The organism is Roseovarius salinarum, from assembly GCF_002834145.1.
GTDB classification, from domain to species: domain Bacteria; phylum Pseudomonadota; class Alphaproteobacteria; order Rhodobacterales; family Rhodobacteraceae; genus Roseovarius; species Roseovarius salinarum.
Genome location: NZ_PHNT01000001.1, coordinates 281,167 through 295,366 on the forward strand (window position 1 = coordinate 281,167; position 14,200 = coordinate 295,366).

Genomic DNA, 14,200 nt, shown 5'->3' on the forward strand with positions numbered 1-14,200 from the left:
ACCTGTCAATAGGGGATCACAATGACAGTCATCCGTGCCGACCACGCCCTTCTGCCCTCGGGCTGGGCGCGCGACGTGTCAGTCGAGATCGGGAAAGACGGCCGGATTGCCGACGTGGCGCAAGGCGGCGCCCCGTCATCCGCGCAAAACGTTGACGTCTTGCTGCCCGCGCCGGCCAATGCGCACAGCCATGCCTTTCAACGGGCGATGGCGGGTCTGAGCGAAGCCCGCGGCGCGCAGGGGCGGGATTCTTTCTGGACCTGGCGGCAGCTGATGTATCGCTTCCTCGATCGGCTGGATCCCGACCAGGTGGAGGCCATCGCGGCCTTCGTGCAGATGGAGATGCTCGAGGCAGGATATGCCACGAACGTCGAATTCCATTACCTGCACCACCGGCCGGACGGGCACCCTTACGACCGGTTGGCCGAGATGGGCGAGCGCATCGCGGCCGCCGCGGCCACCACTGGCGCGGGCCTGACGCTGTTGCCGGTGCATTACCAATTCGGCGGCTGCGACGGACGCCCGCTGGGCGCGGGCCAGCGCCGCTTCGGCAACGATGCGGACCGGTTCGCGCGGCTGGTCGATGCCTGCCGCGCGGCGCTGGCCGCGCTTCCCTCCGACGCGGGCCTTGGTGTCGCGCCCCACAGCCTGCGCGCCGTGGCGCCCGAGGCGCTGCACGCGGCGGCGGGTCTCGCCGGTGGCGGGCCGGTGCACATGCACCTGGCCGAGCAGCAGGCAGAGGTGGAGGAAGTGCAGGCGGCCCACGGCAGGCGTCCGGTGGAGTGGCTGCTGGACAACGTCGCGGTGACGCCGCGGTGGTGCCTGATCCACTGCACGCAGATGACGCCCCACGAGACCCGCGGACTGGCGGCCACCGGGGCCGTCGCGGGGCTGTGCCCGATCACGGAATCGAACCTGGGCGACGGCATCTTCGACGGTGCGCGGTGGTTCGACGCGGGCGGCGCGGTGGCCGTTGGGTCCGATTCCAACGTGCGCATCTCGCTGACCGAGGAGTTGCGCACGCTCGAGTACTCGCAGCGGCTGGGCGACCGGGCGCGCGCCGTTCTGGCCACGCCCGAGACGTCGACGGGCCGGCGGATCTACGAGGCCGTCTGCACAGGTGGTGCGCAGGCCGCCGGCCGCGACAGCGGCCGGATCGCCCAGGGTGCCTGGGCGGACCTGGTTGCGCTGGACGCCGGGCACCCCGACATGGCGGGTTTGGCCGGGGACGCCATTCTTGACACTCACATCTTCGCCGGTGATGACCGCGCGGTGCGCGATGTCTGGGCGGCCGGCCGCCATGTCGTGGTGCACGGCCGGCACACGCGCCGCGACGAGATCACCGCGGCCTACGCGCGAGCCGTGGCCGATTTGAGAGAGGCATTGTGACCGGGCAGACGCGTTTCAACAGTTGGCAGGCGGTACATGACGAGGTTCTGCGCCGCATCCGCGAACGGGAATGGAAGCCGGGTGACTCCATCCCGAACGAGGATGATCTTGCCCGGGAATTCGGCTGTGCGCGCAGCACGGTGAACCGCGCGCTGCGTGCGCTGGCCGACGCGGGCCTGCTCGACCGTCGCCGCCGGGCGGGCACGCGCGTGGCGCTGCATCCGGTGGGCAAGGCCACGCTGGACATTCCCGTGATCCGCCGCGAGATCGAGGCGCGCAGCCAGCGTTACGGATACGCCTTGCAGTCGCGCCAGGATGCCGTGCCGCCCGGCCCGGTGCGCGCGGTGCTGAACCTCGGCCCCGACGCGCGCGCGCAGCACGTGCTGGCGCTGCACCTGGCCGACGGGCGGCCGCAGGCGATCGAGGACCGGTGGATCAACCTGGCCACCGTGCCACAGGCCGCGGATGCCGATTTCGCGAAGGTCAGCGCCAACGAATGGCTGGTGGACAACGCGACCTATACCCATGGCGACATCACGTTTTCCGCGCAGTCCGCCACGGCGGCCGAGGCGGCGCTTCTGGGCGTGGATGCCGGCGCGGCGCTTTTCGTCATCGACCGCACGACGTGGCACCACGACGATGCCGTCACCACCGCGCGGCTGGCTTACGCGCCCGGATACCGCATCCAGACGCGGATCTGACGCCTCAGCCCCGGCCGTGGGGGGCGGTGAAGTCGAGGTCCGGGTTGATCGGTATGATCCGGTGCGGATTGATCGTTTCGTGGCTGTAGTGGTAATGGCGCACGATGTGATCGAAGTTCACCGTCCCGGCCACGCCCGGCCATTGGTAGAGTTCGCGGGTATGGCCCCACAGGTTGGGATAATCCACGATCCGTCGCCGGTTGCACTTGAAATGCAGGTGGTAGACCTTGTCGAAGCGCACGAGCGTGGTGAACAGGCGCCAGTCGGCCTCGGTCACCTGGTCGCCCATGAGATACCTGTTGCCGGACAGCCGGTCCTCGAGCCGGTCGAGTGTGTCGAACAGGGGATGCACGGCGGCATCGTAGGCATCCTGGCTGGTGGCGAAGCCTGCCTTGTAGACACCGTTGTTGACGGTGTCGTAGATACGCGCGTTGACGTCCTCGATGCCGGGCCGCAGCGGCGCGGGCCAGTAGTCGTCGGTGTTGCCGGTGAGCGAATCGAACGCCGAATTGAACATGCGGATGATCTCGGCCGATTCGTTCGACACGATCGTCTCGCGTTGGGTGTCCCACAGGATCGGCACCGTCACGCGCCCGGATATCTTCGGGTCCGCCTTCAGGTAGATGTCGCGCGCGAACGGCAGCCCGTACAAGCGGTCGCCGGTCGCGCCGGGGTAATCGGTGCGGAACTCCCAGCCGTCCGACAACATGTCGGGATGCACGACGGACACGCCGATATGGTCCTCAAGCCCCTTGAGGGTTCGGAAGATCAGCGTGCGATGCGCCCAGGGACAGGCGTAGGAGACATAGAGATGGTAACGCCCTGACTCGGCCGGGAAACCGCCTTCGCCCGACGGGCCGGGGCTTCCGTCCGGCGTGATCCAGTTGCGGAATTTCGCGGTGTCCCGCACGAATTTCCCGCCGGTCGACGCGGTATCGTACCACGCGTCGGTCCAGACGCCTTCGACAAGTTTGCCCATGCAGTCCTCCTGTAAAGCCCGACCTAGCCGGGCGGGCCGGTCACGGCCATTGCGACAGTTGCAGGGACGCCGTGCGGCAGTGCACATGTCGCCGCCGGCGTCCGCTTCGGCGTTTCTTGGTTTGCATGAAGGCCGCCGGGCACCTATACCCGGTGACGACGATGCCCGCACCGCGGGCCGGAGAGGTGTGCATGGGCGCAGCCGACCCACTCCGGGGGCGGTGCCTTGCGATCGTCGGGTGCCATCGGCGCCGCATGTGCTCCTTTCCGCCGGATTAGCTGCACGAAAGGAGGACACCTCATGAAGAAGCTCACCATCTGCCTGATCCTGCCCGCCGGCGCCGCCGGGGCGCATCCCGGCCACGTCGCCGAGTCCGCCGGGCATGGCCACTGGCTGGGCCTGGCCGCCATCGGCGCGGCCATCGCGCTGGGCCTCTGGGCCGGGTTGCGGGCCCGGCGCCGTTCCGCACGGACCGATGCGCAGACACGGGACGCCGACGAGGACACGGCGAAGGAGACCTGAGGCCATGACCAGAACGGGCGTGATGATCTGCGGGCACGGCTCGCGCAGCCAGTCGGCGGTGGAAGAATTCGCCACCCTGGCCGAAAAGCTTCCGGCCTATCTGCCGCACGGGTGGGAAACCGAGTACGGCTATCTGGAATTCGCCAACCCGGTGATCCGCGACGGGCTGGACAGGCTGCGCGAGAAGGGATGTGACCGGATCCTCGCCGTGCCCGGCATGCTGTTCGCGGCGATGCACTCGAAGAACGACATCCCCACCGTCCTTAACACCTATGCCGCAACCCACGGGATCGAGGTCAGCTACGGCCGGGAACTGGGCGTGGACCCGAAGATGATCGCGGCCGCCGGCGCCCGCGTGCAGGACGCTGTGGATCGCGCCAACGCGGATCTGGGCGACGTCAGCCTGCACGACACCTGCCTCGTGGTGATCGGCCGCGGCGCCTCCGACCCGGACGCCAACGCCAACGTGTCCAAGATCGCCCGGATGCTGCAGGAGGGCATAGGCTTCGGCTGGTGCGAGGTGGGGTATTCCGGCGTCACCTTTCCACTGGTCGAGCCCTGCCTGCAACACGTCGCGCGGCTGGGGTACAAGCGGGTCGTCGTCTTCCCCTACTTCCTGTTCTCGGGCATCCTGATCGACCGGATCTACGGGTTCACCGACCGCGTCGCTCAGGAGCACCCGGGCATGCAGTTCGTCAAGGCAGGATACCTTGGCGATCACGAAAAGGTGCTGGAAACCTTCGCCGAGCGGGTGCGCGAACAGGACGGGCCGAACCCGCCGCCCAACTGTGCCACCTGCGCCTACCGCACGCAGGTGCTGGCCATCGAGGGGCAGCAGGCCCGCACCATCACGCCCGAGCAGCGCGCGGAGCTGGCCGCCGCGAAAGGGGCGGGCCATCCGGCCTTCAGCGACGTGCCGCCGCCCACCTGTGTTCTGTGCAAGTATCGCACCCAGGTTCTGGGCTTCGAGGCCGAGGTCGGCGCGGTGCAGGAAAGCCATCACCACCATGTCGAGGGGCAGGGCGCGTCGGCGCCGGGGTCGAACGTCGAGGATTGCAGCCTGTGCGACACCTTCTGCACGGGCCTGTGCCGGCTGGAAGGTGAGGCACATCACCATCATCATCACGATCACGATCATCACCACGGGCACGATCACGACCACCATCATCACCACCACCCCCGGTATCCGCACGCCGACCACCCGCTGGGCCCGGAAAGCGCGCGCAAGACGCGGGTGTAGGGCCGGACCGTGCGGCCATATGAGAAAGACCCGGCGGCCATCTACGCCGAAAGCTTCGCCACCGTCCGGCGCGAGGCGCGCCTCGACCGGTTCCCGCCCGGAATGGAGGCGCTGGCCATCCGTCTGATCCACGCCTGCGGCATGGTCGAGGTGGCCGACAGGCTGGTTTTCTCCCCGCAGGCGCAGGCGGCGGGGCAGGCCGCGCTGCGCGCCGGCGCCCCGGTGCTGTGCGACTGCGAGATGGTCGCGGCCGGCATCATCCGCCGCGCGCTGCCGGCTGACAATCCCGTGCGGGTGACGCTCAACGACGCGCGCGTGCCCGAGATCGCGGCGCGCATCGGCACCACGCGCTCCGCGGCGGCGGTGGAGTTGTGGCGCGACCACCTCGCCGGGGCCGTGGTGGCGATCGGCAACGCGCCCACCGCGCTGTTCCACCTGCTGGAACGGCTGGACGCCGGCGCGCCCCGGCCGGCGGTGATCCTTGGCTTCCCGGTGGGGTTCGTGGGCGCCGCCGAGAGCAAGGCAGAGCTTGCGGCAAACGCCCGTGGCTGCGATTTCGTCGCCCTGCGCGGGCGTCGCGGCGGCTCCGCGATGGCGTCTGCGGCGGTCAACGCGCTGGCCGCGGGCATCCCGGGGGGCGAGGCATGAGCGGGGATCGCTTTGGAAAACGCCGTGGGCACGCCGGTGGCTGAGGCGTGGCTGCATATCGTCGGCATCGGCGAGGACGGGATGGCCGGGCTCGCGCCCGCCGCACGCGGCGTCGTGGAAGCGGCCGAGGTCATCGTCGGCGGCGACCGGCACCACGATCTTTCGGCCGCCGTCACCGCCGAACGCGTGGCGTGGCCGTCGCCCTTCGACGCGCTCATCGACATGCTGCGCGGCTTCCGCGGGCGGCGCGTGGTCGTTCTGGCCACCGGCGATCCCCTGTGGTTCTCGGTGGGCGCGCGGATCGGGCGGGCCATCGATCCCGCCGAGATCACCTATCACCCCCATCTGTCCGCCTTCCAGCTGGCCGCCGCCCGCATGGGCTGGAGCATGGCGGACCTCGACACGCTGACCGTGCACGGCCGGCCGGTCGAACAGATGATCCCCTTCATCCAGCCCGGCGCGCGCCTGCTGATCCTGACGACAGGCGCCGAGACCCCCGGCCAGATCGCGCGGTTCCTGTCCCGGCGGGGCTACGGCGCATCGCGCATGTCCGTTCTGGCGCGCATGGGCGGGCCGGACGAGGCACGCTTCGACGGCGTTGCCGAGGCCTGGGACCACGCGGTGCCCGAATTCAACACGCTGGCGGTGGAGTGCATCGCGGGGACGGACGCGGTGCTCGCGCCCCGCACGCCGGGGCTTGCCGACGACCTCTTTCGTCACGACGGCACGATGACCAAGCAGGAGGTGCGCGCTGTCACGCTTGCCCGGCTGATGCCGCAGCGCGGGGCGCTGTTGTGGGACGTGGGCTGCGGGTGCGGCTCGGTGGCGGTGGAATGGATGCGCGCGGCGCGCGACGCCGGCGCCATCGGGATCGAACCGCGCGCCGACCGCCGCGCGCTTGCCGGCGAGAACGCGCAGGCGCTGGGGGCGCCGCGGCTCGAGCTGATCGAGGGCCGCGCGCCCGGCGCGCTGGCCGACCTGCCCGCGCCGGACGCGGTGTTCTTCGGCGGCGGGGTCTCGGCCGACGGCCTCGCGGCCGCCCTCGCGGCGCTGCGCCCTCTGGGCCGGCTCGTGTGCAACGCGGTCACGCTGGACAGCGAGGCGGTCCTGCTCGACGCGCACGCCCGCCACGGCGGCGAACTGACACGGCTCGCCGTGGCGCGCGCCGAACCCGTCGGCCCGCGGCGGGGCTGGCGGCCGATGATGCCGGTCACGCAATGGAGCGTGGTGAAGCGATGAGCGGCATTCTCTATGGTGTGGGCCTCGGGCCGGGCGATCCGGAGCTGCTGACGCTGCGCGCGCATCGGCTGATCCGCGAGGCGGCGGTGGTCGCCTACCCGTCGCTGGCCGGCGGCGAGAGCTTCGCGCGCGCCATCGTGGCCGGGGTCATCCCGCCGACGGCGCGCGAGATCGTCTTGGAGGTGCCCATGACGACCGAGCGCGCGCCCGCGCAGGCCGCCTATGACGACGGCGCGGCGCGGATCGAGGCCGAGCTGGACGCGGGCCGCGATGTCGTCTGCCTGTGCGAGGGCGATCCGTTCTTCTACGGTTCCTTCATGTATCTCTTCGCGCGGTTGCGGCGCGCGCACGCCGTGGAGGTCGTGCCGGGCGTCACCAGCGTGACGGCCTGCGCGGCGCGCGCCGGTATGCCGCTGGCCGCGCGCAACGAGCGGCTGACCGTGCTTCCCGGGCCACTGCCCGAGGACGAACTGCGCGCGCGCATCGCCGGCGCCGAGAGCCTGGCGATCATGAAGGTCGGGCGCCACCTGCCCAAGATCCGCGGCGTGATCGACGCGCTGGGCCTGACGGACAGTGCGGTCTACGTCGAACGCGCCAGCCTCGAAAGCGAGGTGATCCGCCCGCTGGCCGAGGCGCCCCGGGCCGCGCCGTATTTCTCGATGATCCTCTTGACGAAGGGAGCGGACCCTTGGCTCTAGATCCTGTCGTTCTGGCGCTGTCGTCCTCGGGCGAGGCCACGGCACACCGCGTGGCCGAGGCGCTGCGCGCGCCTGTCCACGGGCGCGCGGGCCGCGTGGCCCGCGCCGATGCCTTTTTCGACAACGCGCTCGATCACGCGCGCGACCTTTTCGCCGCGGGTGTGCCGGTGGTGGGCGTCTGCGCCAGCGGCATCCTGATCCGTGCGGTGGCGCCGCTTCTGGCCGACAAGCGGGCCGAGCCGCCGGTCGTTTCGGTCAGCGATGACGGGGCGGTCGTTGTGCCCTTGCTGGGCGGGCACCGTGGTGCGAACCGCCTGGCCGCCACGGTCGGTGCGGCGCTGGACGCGACCGCGGCCGTGACCACGGCGGGCGACGTCGCGATGGGCGTGGCGCTGGATGCCCCGCCGGCGGGCTACCGTCTGGCCAATCCCGGCGACGCGAAAGCGGCGATGGCGGCGTTGCTGGGCGGCGCGGGGATCACCGTGCGCGGCGACAACATCTTCGGAATCGACGACACCGGCGGCGATGTCGTGCTTGTCGTGGGCGACGCCCCGGCCGACGGCGGACCGCACCGGCTGGTCTACCATCCGCAGAGGTATGTTCTGGGTCTGGGGTGCGCCCGCGGGTGCGGGACGGATGAGCTTTGGCAGCTTGTGACCGAGACGCTGGCAGGCGCCGGCGTCGCTCCCGGGGCGGTGGCCTGCGTGGCCACCATCGACCTGAAGGCGGACGAACCGGCCATGGCGGAGGTTGCCCGCCGCCTTGACGTGCCGTTGCGCCTGTTCACCGCTGCCGAACTCGAGGAGCAGGCCGGCCGGCTCGCCAACCCGTCCGAGGTGGTCTTTGCCGAGGTCGGCTGCCACGGCGTGGCCGAGGGGGCGGCGCTGGCGGCTTGCGGCACGCTGGCGGCCGAAAAATGCAAGACCGCCAACGCGACCTGCGCGCTGGGCCGGGCGCCTGCGCCGCTGACCGGGCTGCCGGGCCGGCCGCGCGGGCGGCTTTCTGTCGTGGGCATCGGCCCGGGGCAGGCGGGCTGGCGCACGCCCGAGGTATCCCGGCTGATCGCGGAGGCCGAGGAGCTGGTGGGCTACGGCCTTTACATCGACCTGCTGGGGCCGCTGGCCGCGGGCAAGCGGCGCAGCGACTTTCCCCTTGGCGGCGAGGAGGCGCGCTGCCGCTACGCCTTGGAGGCCGCGGGCGAGGGACGCAACGTGGCGCTTGTCTGTTCGGGCGATGCAGGGATCTACGCGATGGGCGCGCTGGTGTTCGAGCTTCTTGATCGCGGCGCGGAGTCGCACGGCGTCTCGGACGCGGCCCGGCGGGCCGAGGTCATCTGCTCGCCCGGGGTGTCAGCGCTTCAGGGTGCGGCCGCGCGGGCGGGCGCGCCGCTGGGGCACGATTTCTGCACCATTTCCCTGTCCGACCTGCTGACCCCGCGCGACGACATCCTGCGCCGCCTGCAGGCCGCGGCGCAGGGTGATTTCGTGATCGCCTTCTACAATCCGGTCTCGAGAACGCGCCGCACGCTTCTGGCCGAGGCGCGGGATATCCTGCTGCGGCACCGGCCGGGCGACACGCCGGTGATGCTGGCGAAGTCCCTGGGTCGCGCCGAGGAAGAGGTCGCCTATCGCCGGCTGGCAGACCTGCAGGTGGACGAGGTGGACATGCTGACGGTGGTGCTCGTGGGGTCGAGCAACTCGCGCCTGGCCTGGACCGGTGCGGGCCCGCGCATGTTCACGCCGCGCGGGTATGCCCGGAAGATCGACGGCGACCTGGCGGCCCGGGGCGGGACATGAGTATTTCGGGCAGGATGAAGACGGGGGATTCGGCATGACGGTGTTTTTCATTGGCGCGGGCCCGGGCGACCCGGAGCTTCTGACGAAGAAGGCCGAGCGCCTGATCGGGCAGTGCCCGGTGTGCCTTTATGCCGGCAGCCTCGTGCCGGCCGAGGTCGTTGCCTGCGCGCCAGAGGGCGCGCGGGTTCTGGACACGGCGCCGATGACGCTGGAGGAAACGCACGCCGAGATCGTCGCCGCGCACGCGCGGGGGCAGGACGTGGCCCGGGTGCATTCGGGGGACCCGTCGCTTTACGGTGCCATCGCCGAGCAGGTGCGCCGCCTGCGCGCCGAGGGCATCGGCTACGAGATCGTCCCCGGCGTGCCGGCCTATGCCGCCGCCGCCGCGGCGTTGGGCCAGGAACTGACGGTGCCGGAAGTCGCGCAGTCGCTGGTGCTGACCCGTGTCTCGATGAAGTCCACCTCGATGCCCGAGGGCGAGACGCTGGAGAATTTCGCGCGCAGCGGCGCGACGCTGGCCATTCACCTTGGCGTGCGGAACCTGCGCGAGATCGAGCGCGTGCTGACGCCGCATTACGGTGCCGATTGCCCCGTGGTGGTGGCCTATCGCGTGGGCTGGCCCGACCAGATGTTCATCCGCGGCACGCTGTCGGACATCCAGGCCAGGGTGCGCGCCGAGAAGATCACGCGCACCGCGCTGGTTTTCGTCGGCCCCGTCCTGGGCGAGATCCGCGATTTCACCGACAGCGCGCTTTACGATGCGGCGCACCCGCACGTGCTGCGCCCGCGGGCGGTTGCAAAAGGGTGACACGATCGTCCGTGCCCCGGGGCGTGCGACTCGTGTCTTGACGCGACTCGGTTGTCGCGAAACCATTTTCCCGACACGACGGCAAGGCGCGGACCGATGACGACATTCCTTCCCAAGGACGTGCAGGCGGGGCTGGATGCCGCGCGCAAGCGCGCGCAGAAGAAAAGCCACCGGCTGCGGGTGCAGGTCGGCGAGGACTGGTACCCCGTCCTGCGCGCGTGGGAGGGCGGCTTTGCGCTGGACGCCGAGGACGCGCCGCACCTGCGCGGGCTGGTCGACCTTTACGACGGCGCGCGGCACCTGTCGCAGTGCCTGATCGTGGCCTCCGAGGAAGAGGCCGGCGAGATCCGGTTCGAGTACAAGCGCATGACCGAGGCCACCGGTGAACAGCCCGTCGATTTCGAGCGCGCCCCCGATGCGCCGATCGCTTTGCTGGGAAAGGATTAGGGTCGTCGTGTGCTACTGAATGTCGGCGAAGGCCGCTTGCAGGCGCGTGACGGCCTCGCGGATCTGCGGGCGGGGCATCGCGAGGTTGAAGCGCATGAAGCTTTCGCCGCCCGCCCCGAAGGCCGGGCCGGGGCTGGCGGCGATGCGCGCGTCGTCGCGGATGCGTCGCGCGATCTCGTCGTGGTCCATCCCCGTGGCCGAGAAATCCACCCAGGCAAGGTAGGTCGCCTGAAGCGGCATCGACCACAGGCCGGGGATGGCGTTGATGCCGTCGTCGAACATGCGCCGGTTGCCGTCGAGATGCGCCAGCTGGGCGTCGGCCCAGTCCGCGCCCTCGGGCGAATAGGCCGCCTGGATCATCATCACGCCCAACGAGGACGGGGCGTAGTCCAGCGTGCGCAGGCGGTGCGACATCGCGTCGCGCAGCCGGTCGTCGGGGATGATGATGTTGCCCGTGCGCTGGCCGGCGATGTTGAAGGTTTTCGACGCCGCCGTCAGCACCACCAGCCGGTCGCGCACCTGCGGCACGGCCACGTCCGTGGGCAGGAAGCTGTGGCCGGCATAGACAAGGTCGTGGTGGATCTCGTCGGAAACCAGGATCAGGTCGTTGCGCGCGGCGAAATCGGCAACCGCCTGCAACTCGTCGGCCGTCCAGACCCGGCCCGAGGGGTTCTGCGGCGAGCACCACAGCAGCACCTTCTCGTCGCCCGATAGCCGCGCCTGCGCATCCTCGAGATCGAGGGCATAGGACTCTCCGTCGCGTGCCAGCGGGCATTCGACGACGCGACGGCCGGTCTTGCGGATCTTGGCGGCGAACTCGTGATAGACGGGCGGGAAGGTCACCACGCCGTCGCCCGGCGCGCTCCAGACATCGAGGCACAGCGCGATCGCGTTGCCCAGCCCCTGCGAGGTCAGGATCCAGTCGGGCTCGACCGTCCAGCCGTGGCGCTCGCGCATCCACCACGCGATCGCGGCCTTGTAGGGGGCGTAGTCACTGTAATAGCCGAAGATGCCGTGATCGACGGCCCGCTGCACGGCCTCGCGCACGCAGGGCGCGGTTGGATAGTCGGAATCGGCCGTCCACATCGCCAGCCCGTCATCGGGCGAGACGCCGAACAGTTCCTCCATCTTGTCCCACTTGGTGGAGCCGCTGCCCCGGCGGTCGATGATTGCGTCGAAATCCATGCCGAACCTCCCTTTGGCGGCCACGCTAGTGGATCGCACGCGGCGTGCAAGGGGCGTTGCGGTTCGCCGCGCCATCGCCTAAATCAGGCATCATGAAGCGATCCCTCGTCATCCATCCCGACCCCCGGCTCAAGAAGCTGTGCGCGCCCGTGGACGACCTCGGCGACGCGCGCCGGCAACTGGCCGACGACATGCTCGAGACGATGTACGACGCGCCGGGCATCGGGCTCGCGGCGCCACAGGTGGGCGTGCTGGAGCGGCTGATCGTCCTCGATTGCGTGAAGGAGGAAGGCGCCACGCCGCACCCCATGGTGATGTTCAACCCCGAGGTCGTGGCGGCCTCGGACGAAAAGAACACCTACGAGGAAGGCTGCCTGTCGATCCCCGACGAATACGCCGAGGTCACCCGCCCCGCGGAGGTGCAGGTGCGCTGGATCGACCGGGACGGCCGGGAACACGAGGCCGGCTTCGACGGTCTGTGGGCCACCTGCGTTCAGCACGAGATCGACCATCTCAACGGCAAGCTGTTCATCGATCATCTCGGCCCGATGAAGCGCCAGATGATCACGCGCCGCATGCAAAAGCGCAAGCGCGAGAAGGCAAGGGCCTGACACGGATGGCCGTGCGGCACTGCCTGCCCTGGCCGGACAAGCGGTTGCGCACGCCCGCCGCGCCGGTGGACGGGATCACCGACGATATCCGGGCCACATGGGCCGACATGATCGACACGATGGAGGCGATGCCGGGCGTGGGCCTGGCCGCGCCGCAGATCGGCGTGATGCAGCGGCTCGCGGTGGTGGACGCGAGTTCCGAACGCGGACAGGCCGTGCGCATGGCCAACCCCGAGGTCTTGCACGCCAGCGTCGAGTTGCGCGCTCACGATGAGGCCAGCCCCAACCTGACGGGTGTGTCGGCCCGCATAGAGCGCCCCCGCGCGGTGACGGTGCGGTTCATGAACGCCGACGGCGGGATCGAGGAGCGCGATTTCGTCGGGCTCTGGGCCACCAGCGTGCAGCACCAGATCGACCACCTGAACGGGCGGATGTATTTCGACCGGCTGTCGAAGGTGAAGCGCGACATGCTGGTAAGGAAAGCGAGAAAGGCGGGCTGACGCCCGGAAGTGTGATGCGCGTTGTTTTCATGGGAACGCCCGATTTCTCGGTGCCCGCGCTGCGGGCGCTGGTGGACGCGGGCCACGACATTGCCGCCGTCTACTGCCAGCCACCGCGGCCGGCGGGACGGGGCAAGAAGCCACGCCCCAGCCCCGTGCAGCAGGCCGCCGAGGCATCGGGGCTCGAGGTTCGGCATCCCGAGAGCCTGAAGGACACGCAGCAGCAGGCGGATTTTGCCGCGCTGGAAGCGGATGTCGCCGTGGTCGTGGCCTACGGGCTCATCCTGCCGCGCCCGGTGCTTGACGCACCCCGGCACGGTTGCCTGAACATCCACGCCTCGCTGCTGCCGCGCTGGCGCGGCGCGGCGCCCATCCAGCGCGCCGTCATGGCCCGCGACGCCGAGACGGGCGTGTGCATCATGCGGATGGAGCCGGGGCTGGATACCGGCCCGGTGCTGCTGCGCCGCACCACGCCGATCGGGCCCGAGGACACCGCCGGCGACCTGCACGACCGGCTGTCGGAGATCGGGGCCGGGCTGATCGTGGAGGTGCTCGCGGGGCTGGACGATCTCGTCGCGCAGCCGCAGCCGGAGGAGGGCGTGACCTACGCCGCCAAGGTCGACAAGGCGGAGGCGCGGATCGACTGGACCCGCCCGGCGCCGGAAGTGGACGCGCGGATCCGCGGGTTGTCGCCCTTCCCGGGCGCATGGCGCGAGATCGGCGGCCAGCGGGTGAAGGTGCTGGCCTCGCGCGTGGCCGAGGGTGCCGGCACGCCGGGCGAGGTGCTGGATGATGCGCTGACCGTGGCGTGCGGCACGGGGGCGGTGCAACTGCTGCGCGTGCAGCGCGAAGGGCGCAGCCCGCAGGACGCCGCGGCCTTCCTGCGCGGGACGGCCGTGCGGCCCGGTACCCGGCTGGGGGAGGGGTGAGATGTTTCCGGCTATCGCGGGCACGGTCGTGATCGCGGGGATCGTGGGCTACCTGTCCGAGCGGACGGGGTTCACGCGCAACGGGATCCTGGCCTCGATCATCATCTGCGTGGGCGGGGCCTTCATCTTCTATTTCGTCCGGCTGATGTTCGGGGTGAGCTTCGGGCCGCCGGGCCTGGACGCGATCCTGTCGGCCATCGGCGCACTTGTCATCGTGCCGACCCACTGGCGGCGCCGCAGGTAGGGAGCGGAATGATGGAGTTTGTCTGGCTGATCGTGATCGGCGCAGCTGCGGGGTTCCTCGCCACGCGGATGATGAACCTGCAAACCGACGTTCTGACCACCATCGCCATCGGAATCGCCGGGGCGGTGATCGGCTGGGTGGTGCTGCACCTTCTGCTGGCGGTGGTGGGGCTGATCGCCGGGCTGATCGGCGCGGTGCTGGGGGCGCTGCTGCTGATCTGGCTGTGGCAGACCTACGGCCCGCGGGGCAAATAGGCGGCGCCGG

At 70.4% G+C, this 14,200-nt stretch carries 17 protein-coding genes; 15 read left to right on the forward strand and 2 right to left on the reverse strand.

Annotation, left to right across the window (positions count from 1 at the left end):
* The first annotated feature begins 21 nt into the window (after window positions 1-21).
* Together CEF10_RS01430 and CEF10_RS01435 are read left to right on the forward strand one after the other, a co-directional pair.
* The gene (locus CEF10_RS01430; RefSeq protein WP_101065566.1) at window positions 22-1,389 is read left to right on the forward strand and encodes a formimidoylglutamate deiminase; all 1,368 of its coding nucleotides are present in this window, start codon (window positions 22-24) and stop codon (window positions 1,387-1,389) included.
* The gene (locus tag CEF10_RS01435) at window positions 1,386-2,090 is read left to right on the forward strand and encodes a GntR family transcriptional regulator (RefSeq protein ID WP_101065567.1); all 705 of its coding nucleotides are present in this window, start codon (window positions 1,386-1,388) and stop codon (window positions 2,088-2,090) included. The genes CEF10_RS01430 and CEF10_RS01435 overlap by 4 nt, the downstream gene beginning before the upstream one ends.
* 4 nt (window positions 2,091-2,094) lie before the next feature.
* On the opposite strand, the gene CEF10_RS01440 is transcribed toward CEF10_RS01435, so the two are convergent.
* Window positions 2,095-3,069, reverse strand: coding sequence for a glutathione S-transferase family protein (locus CEF10_RS01440; protein WP_101065568.1), 975 nt, complete (start codon window positions 3,067-3,069; stop codon window positions 2,095-2,097).
* A gap of 300 nt (window positions 3,070-3,369) precedes the next feature.
* Here CEF10_RS01440 and CEF10_RS01445 point away from each other — a divergent pair, with 300 nt between their 5' ends.
* The 8 genes from CEF10_RS01445 to CEF10_RS01480 all read left to right on the forward strand — a co-directional run bounded on the left by CEF10_RS01445 (window position 3,370) and on the right by CEF10_RS01480 (window position 10,467).
* Window positions 3,370-3,591 carry a DUF6732 family protein gene (locus CEF10_RS01445; RefSeq protein WP_101065569.1) on the forward strand — a complete coding sequence of 74 codons (222 nt, stop codon included), beginning with the start codon at window positions 3,370-3,372 and terminating at the stop codon, window positions 3,589-3,591.
* A 4-nt stretch (window positions 3,592-3,595) separates the two neighbouring features.
* Window positions 3,596-4,831 carry a sirohydrochlorin chelatase gene (locus CEF10_RS01450; RefSeq protein ID WP_101065570.1) on the forward strand — a complete coding sequence of 412 codons (1,236 nt, stop codon included), beginning with the start codon at window positions 3,596-3,598 and terminating at the stop codon, window positions 4,829-4,831.
* 9 nt (window positions 4,832-4,840) lie between these two features.
* A complete protein-coding gene (locus CEF10_RS01455; RefSeq protein WP_101065571.1) occupies window positions 4,841-5,479 on the forward strand; it encodes a precorrin-8X methylmutase in 639 nt (212 codons plus the stop codon).
* A gap of 36 nt (window positions 5,480-5,515) precedes the next feature.
* A complete protein-coding gene (cbiE, locus tag CEF10_RS01460; RefSeq protein ID WP_101066023.1) occupies window positions 5,516-6,718 on the forward strand; it encodes a precorrin-6y C5,15-methyltransferase (decarboxylating) subunit CbiE in 1,203 nt (400 codons plus the stop codon).
* Window positions 6,715-7,416: a precorrin-2 C(20)-methyltransferase gene (gene cobI, locus CEF10_RS01465; RefSeq protein ID WP_101065572.1), complete on the forward strand. Its 702-nt coding sequence runs from the start codon at window positions 6,715-6,717 to the stop codon at window positions 7,414-7,416. Before cbiE ends, cobI begins: the two co-directional genes overlap by 4 nt.
* Window positions 7,407-9,212: a precorrin-3B C(17)-methyltransferase gene (gene cobJ, locus CEF10_RS01470; protein WP_101065573.1), complete on the forward strand. Its 1,806-nt coding sequence runs from the start codon at window positions 7,407-7,409 to the stop codon at window positions 9,210-9,212. Before cobI ends, cobJ begins: the two co-directional genes overlap by 10 nt.
* A gap of 34 nt (window positions 9,213-9,246) precedes the next feature.
* Window positions 9,247-10,020 carry a precorrin-4 C(11)-methyltransferase gene (gene cobM, locus CEF10_RS01475; protein WP_101065574.1) on the forward strand — a complete coding sequence of 258 codons (774 nt, stop codon included), beginning with the start codon at window positions 9,247-9,249 and terminating at the stop codon, window positions 10,018-10,020.
* Between the two features lie 96 nt (window positions 10,021-10,116).
* The gene (locus CEF10_RS01480; RefSeq protein ID WP_101065575.1) at window positions 10,117-10,467 is read left to right on the forward strand and encodes a hypothetical protein; all 351 of its coding nucleotides are present in this window, start codon (window positions 10,117-10,119) and stop codon (window positions 10,465-10,467) included.
* Window positions 10,468-10,479: 12 nt separating this feature from the next.
* Here the strand turns inward: CEF10_RS01480 and CEF10_RS01485 are convergent, their stop codons facing one another.
* The gene (locus CEF10_RS01485) at window positions 10,480-11,652 is read right to left on the reverse strand and encodes a MalY/PatB family protein (RefSeq protein WP_101065576.1); all 1,173 of its coding nucleotides are present in this window, start codon (window positions 11,650-11,652) and stop codon (window positions 10,480-10,482) included.
* 92 nt (window positions 11,653-11,744) lie between these two features.
* Between CEF10_RS01485 and def (CEF10_RS01490) the strand changes: the two genes are divergently transcribed.
* From def (CEF10_RS01490) to CEF10_RS01510, 5 genes are read left to right on the forward strand one after another with little or no spacing between them, the layout of a single operon-like run.
* Window positions 11,745-12,263: a peptide deformylase gene (gene def, locus CEF10_RS01490; RefSeq protein ID WP_101065577.1), complete on the forward strand. Its 519-nt coding sequence runs from the start codon at window positions 11,745-11,747 to the stop codon at window positions 12,261-12,263.
* Window positions 12,264-12,268: 5 nt separating this feature from the next.
* Entirely contained in the window at window positions 12,269-12,763 is a 495-nt protein-coding gene (gene def, locus CEF10_RS01495; RefSeq protein WP_101065578.1) for a peptide deformylase, read from the forward strand.
* Window positions 12,764-12,777: 14 nt separating this feature from the next.
* On the forward strand, window positions 12,778-13,692 hold the full coding sequence (gene fmt, locus CEF10_RS01500) for a methionyl-tRNA formyltransferase (protein ID WP_101065579.1): 915 nt from the start codon (window positions 12,778-12,780) through the stop codon (window positions 13,690-13,692).
* Window position 13,693: 1 nt separating this feature from the next.
* A complete protein-coding gene (locus tag CEF10_RS01505; RefSeq protein ID WP_101065580.1) occupies window positions 13,694-13,936 on the forward strand; it encodes a hypothetical protein in 243 nt (80 codons plus the stop codon).
* A gap of 11 nt (window positions 13,937-13,947) precedes the next feature.
* Entirely contained in the window at window positions 13,948-14,190 is a 243-nt protein-coding gene (locus tag CEF10_RS01510; RefSeq protein WP_101066025.1) for a GlsB/YeaQ/YmgE family stress response membrane protein, read from the forward strand.
* Window positions 14,191-14,200: the final 10 nt, after the last annotated feature.

Bases quoted from the DNA above. Each gene is read 5' to 3' on its own strand.
- CEF10_RS01485 (WP_101065576.1), bottom strand. From the start codon at position 11,652: ATGGATTTCGACGCAATCATCGACCGCCGGGGCAGCGGCTCCACCAAG.
- def (WP_101065577.1), top strand. From the start codon at position 11,745: ATGAAGCGATCCCTCGTCATCCATCCCGACCCCCGGCTCAAGAAGCTG.
- CEF10_RS01450 (WP_101065570.1), top strand. From the start codon at position 3,596: ATGACCAGAACGGGCGTGATGATCTGCGGGCACGGCTCGCGCAGCCAG.
- CEF10_RS01505 (WP_101065580.1), top strand. From the start codon at position 13,694: ATGTTTCCGGCTATCGCGGGCACGGTCGTGATCGCGGGGATCGTGGGC.
- CEF10_RS01510 (WP_101066025.1), top strand. From the start codon at position 13,948: ATGGAGTTTGTCTGGCTGATCGTGATCGGCGCAGCTGCGGGGTTCCTC.
- CEF10_RS01445 (WP_101065569.1), top strand. From the start codon at position 3,370: ATGAAGAAGCTCACCATCTGCCTGATCCTGCCCGCCGGCGCCGCCGGG.
- fmt (WP_101065579.1), top strand. From the start codon at position 12,778: ATGCGCGTTGTTTTCATGGGAACGCCCGATTTCTCGGTGCCCGCGCTG.
- CEF10_RS01480 (WP_101065575.1), top strand. From the start codon at position 10,117: ATGACGACATTCCTTCCCAAGGACGTGCAGGCGGGGCTGGATGCCGCG.
- CEF10_RS01440 (WP_101065568.1), bottom strand. From the start codon at position 3,069: ATGGGCAAACTTGTCGAAGGCGTCTGGACCGACGCGTGGTACGATACC.
- def (WP_101065578.1), top strand. From the start codon at position 12,269: ATGGCCGTGCGGCACTGCCTGCCCTGGCCGGACAAGCGGTTGCGCACG.
- CEF10_RS01430 (WP_101065566.1), top strand. From the start codon at position 22: ATGACAGTCATCCGTGCCGACCACGCCCTTCTGCCCTCGGGCTGGGCG.
- cobM (WP_101065574.1), top strand. From the start codon at position 9,247: ATGACGGTGTTTTTCATTGGCGCGGGCCCGGGCGACCCGGAGCTTCTG.
- cobI (WP_101065572.1), top strand. From the start codon at position 6,715: ATGAGCGGCATTCTCTATGGTGTGGGCCTCGGGCCGGGCGATCCGGAG.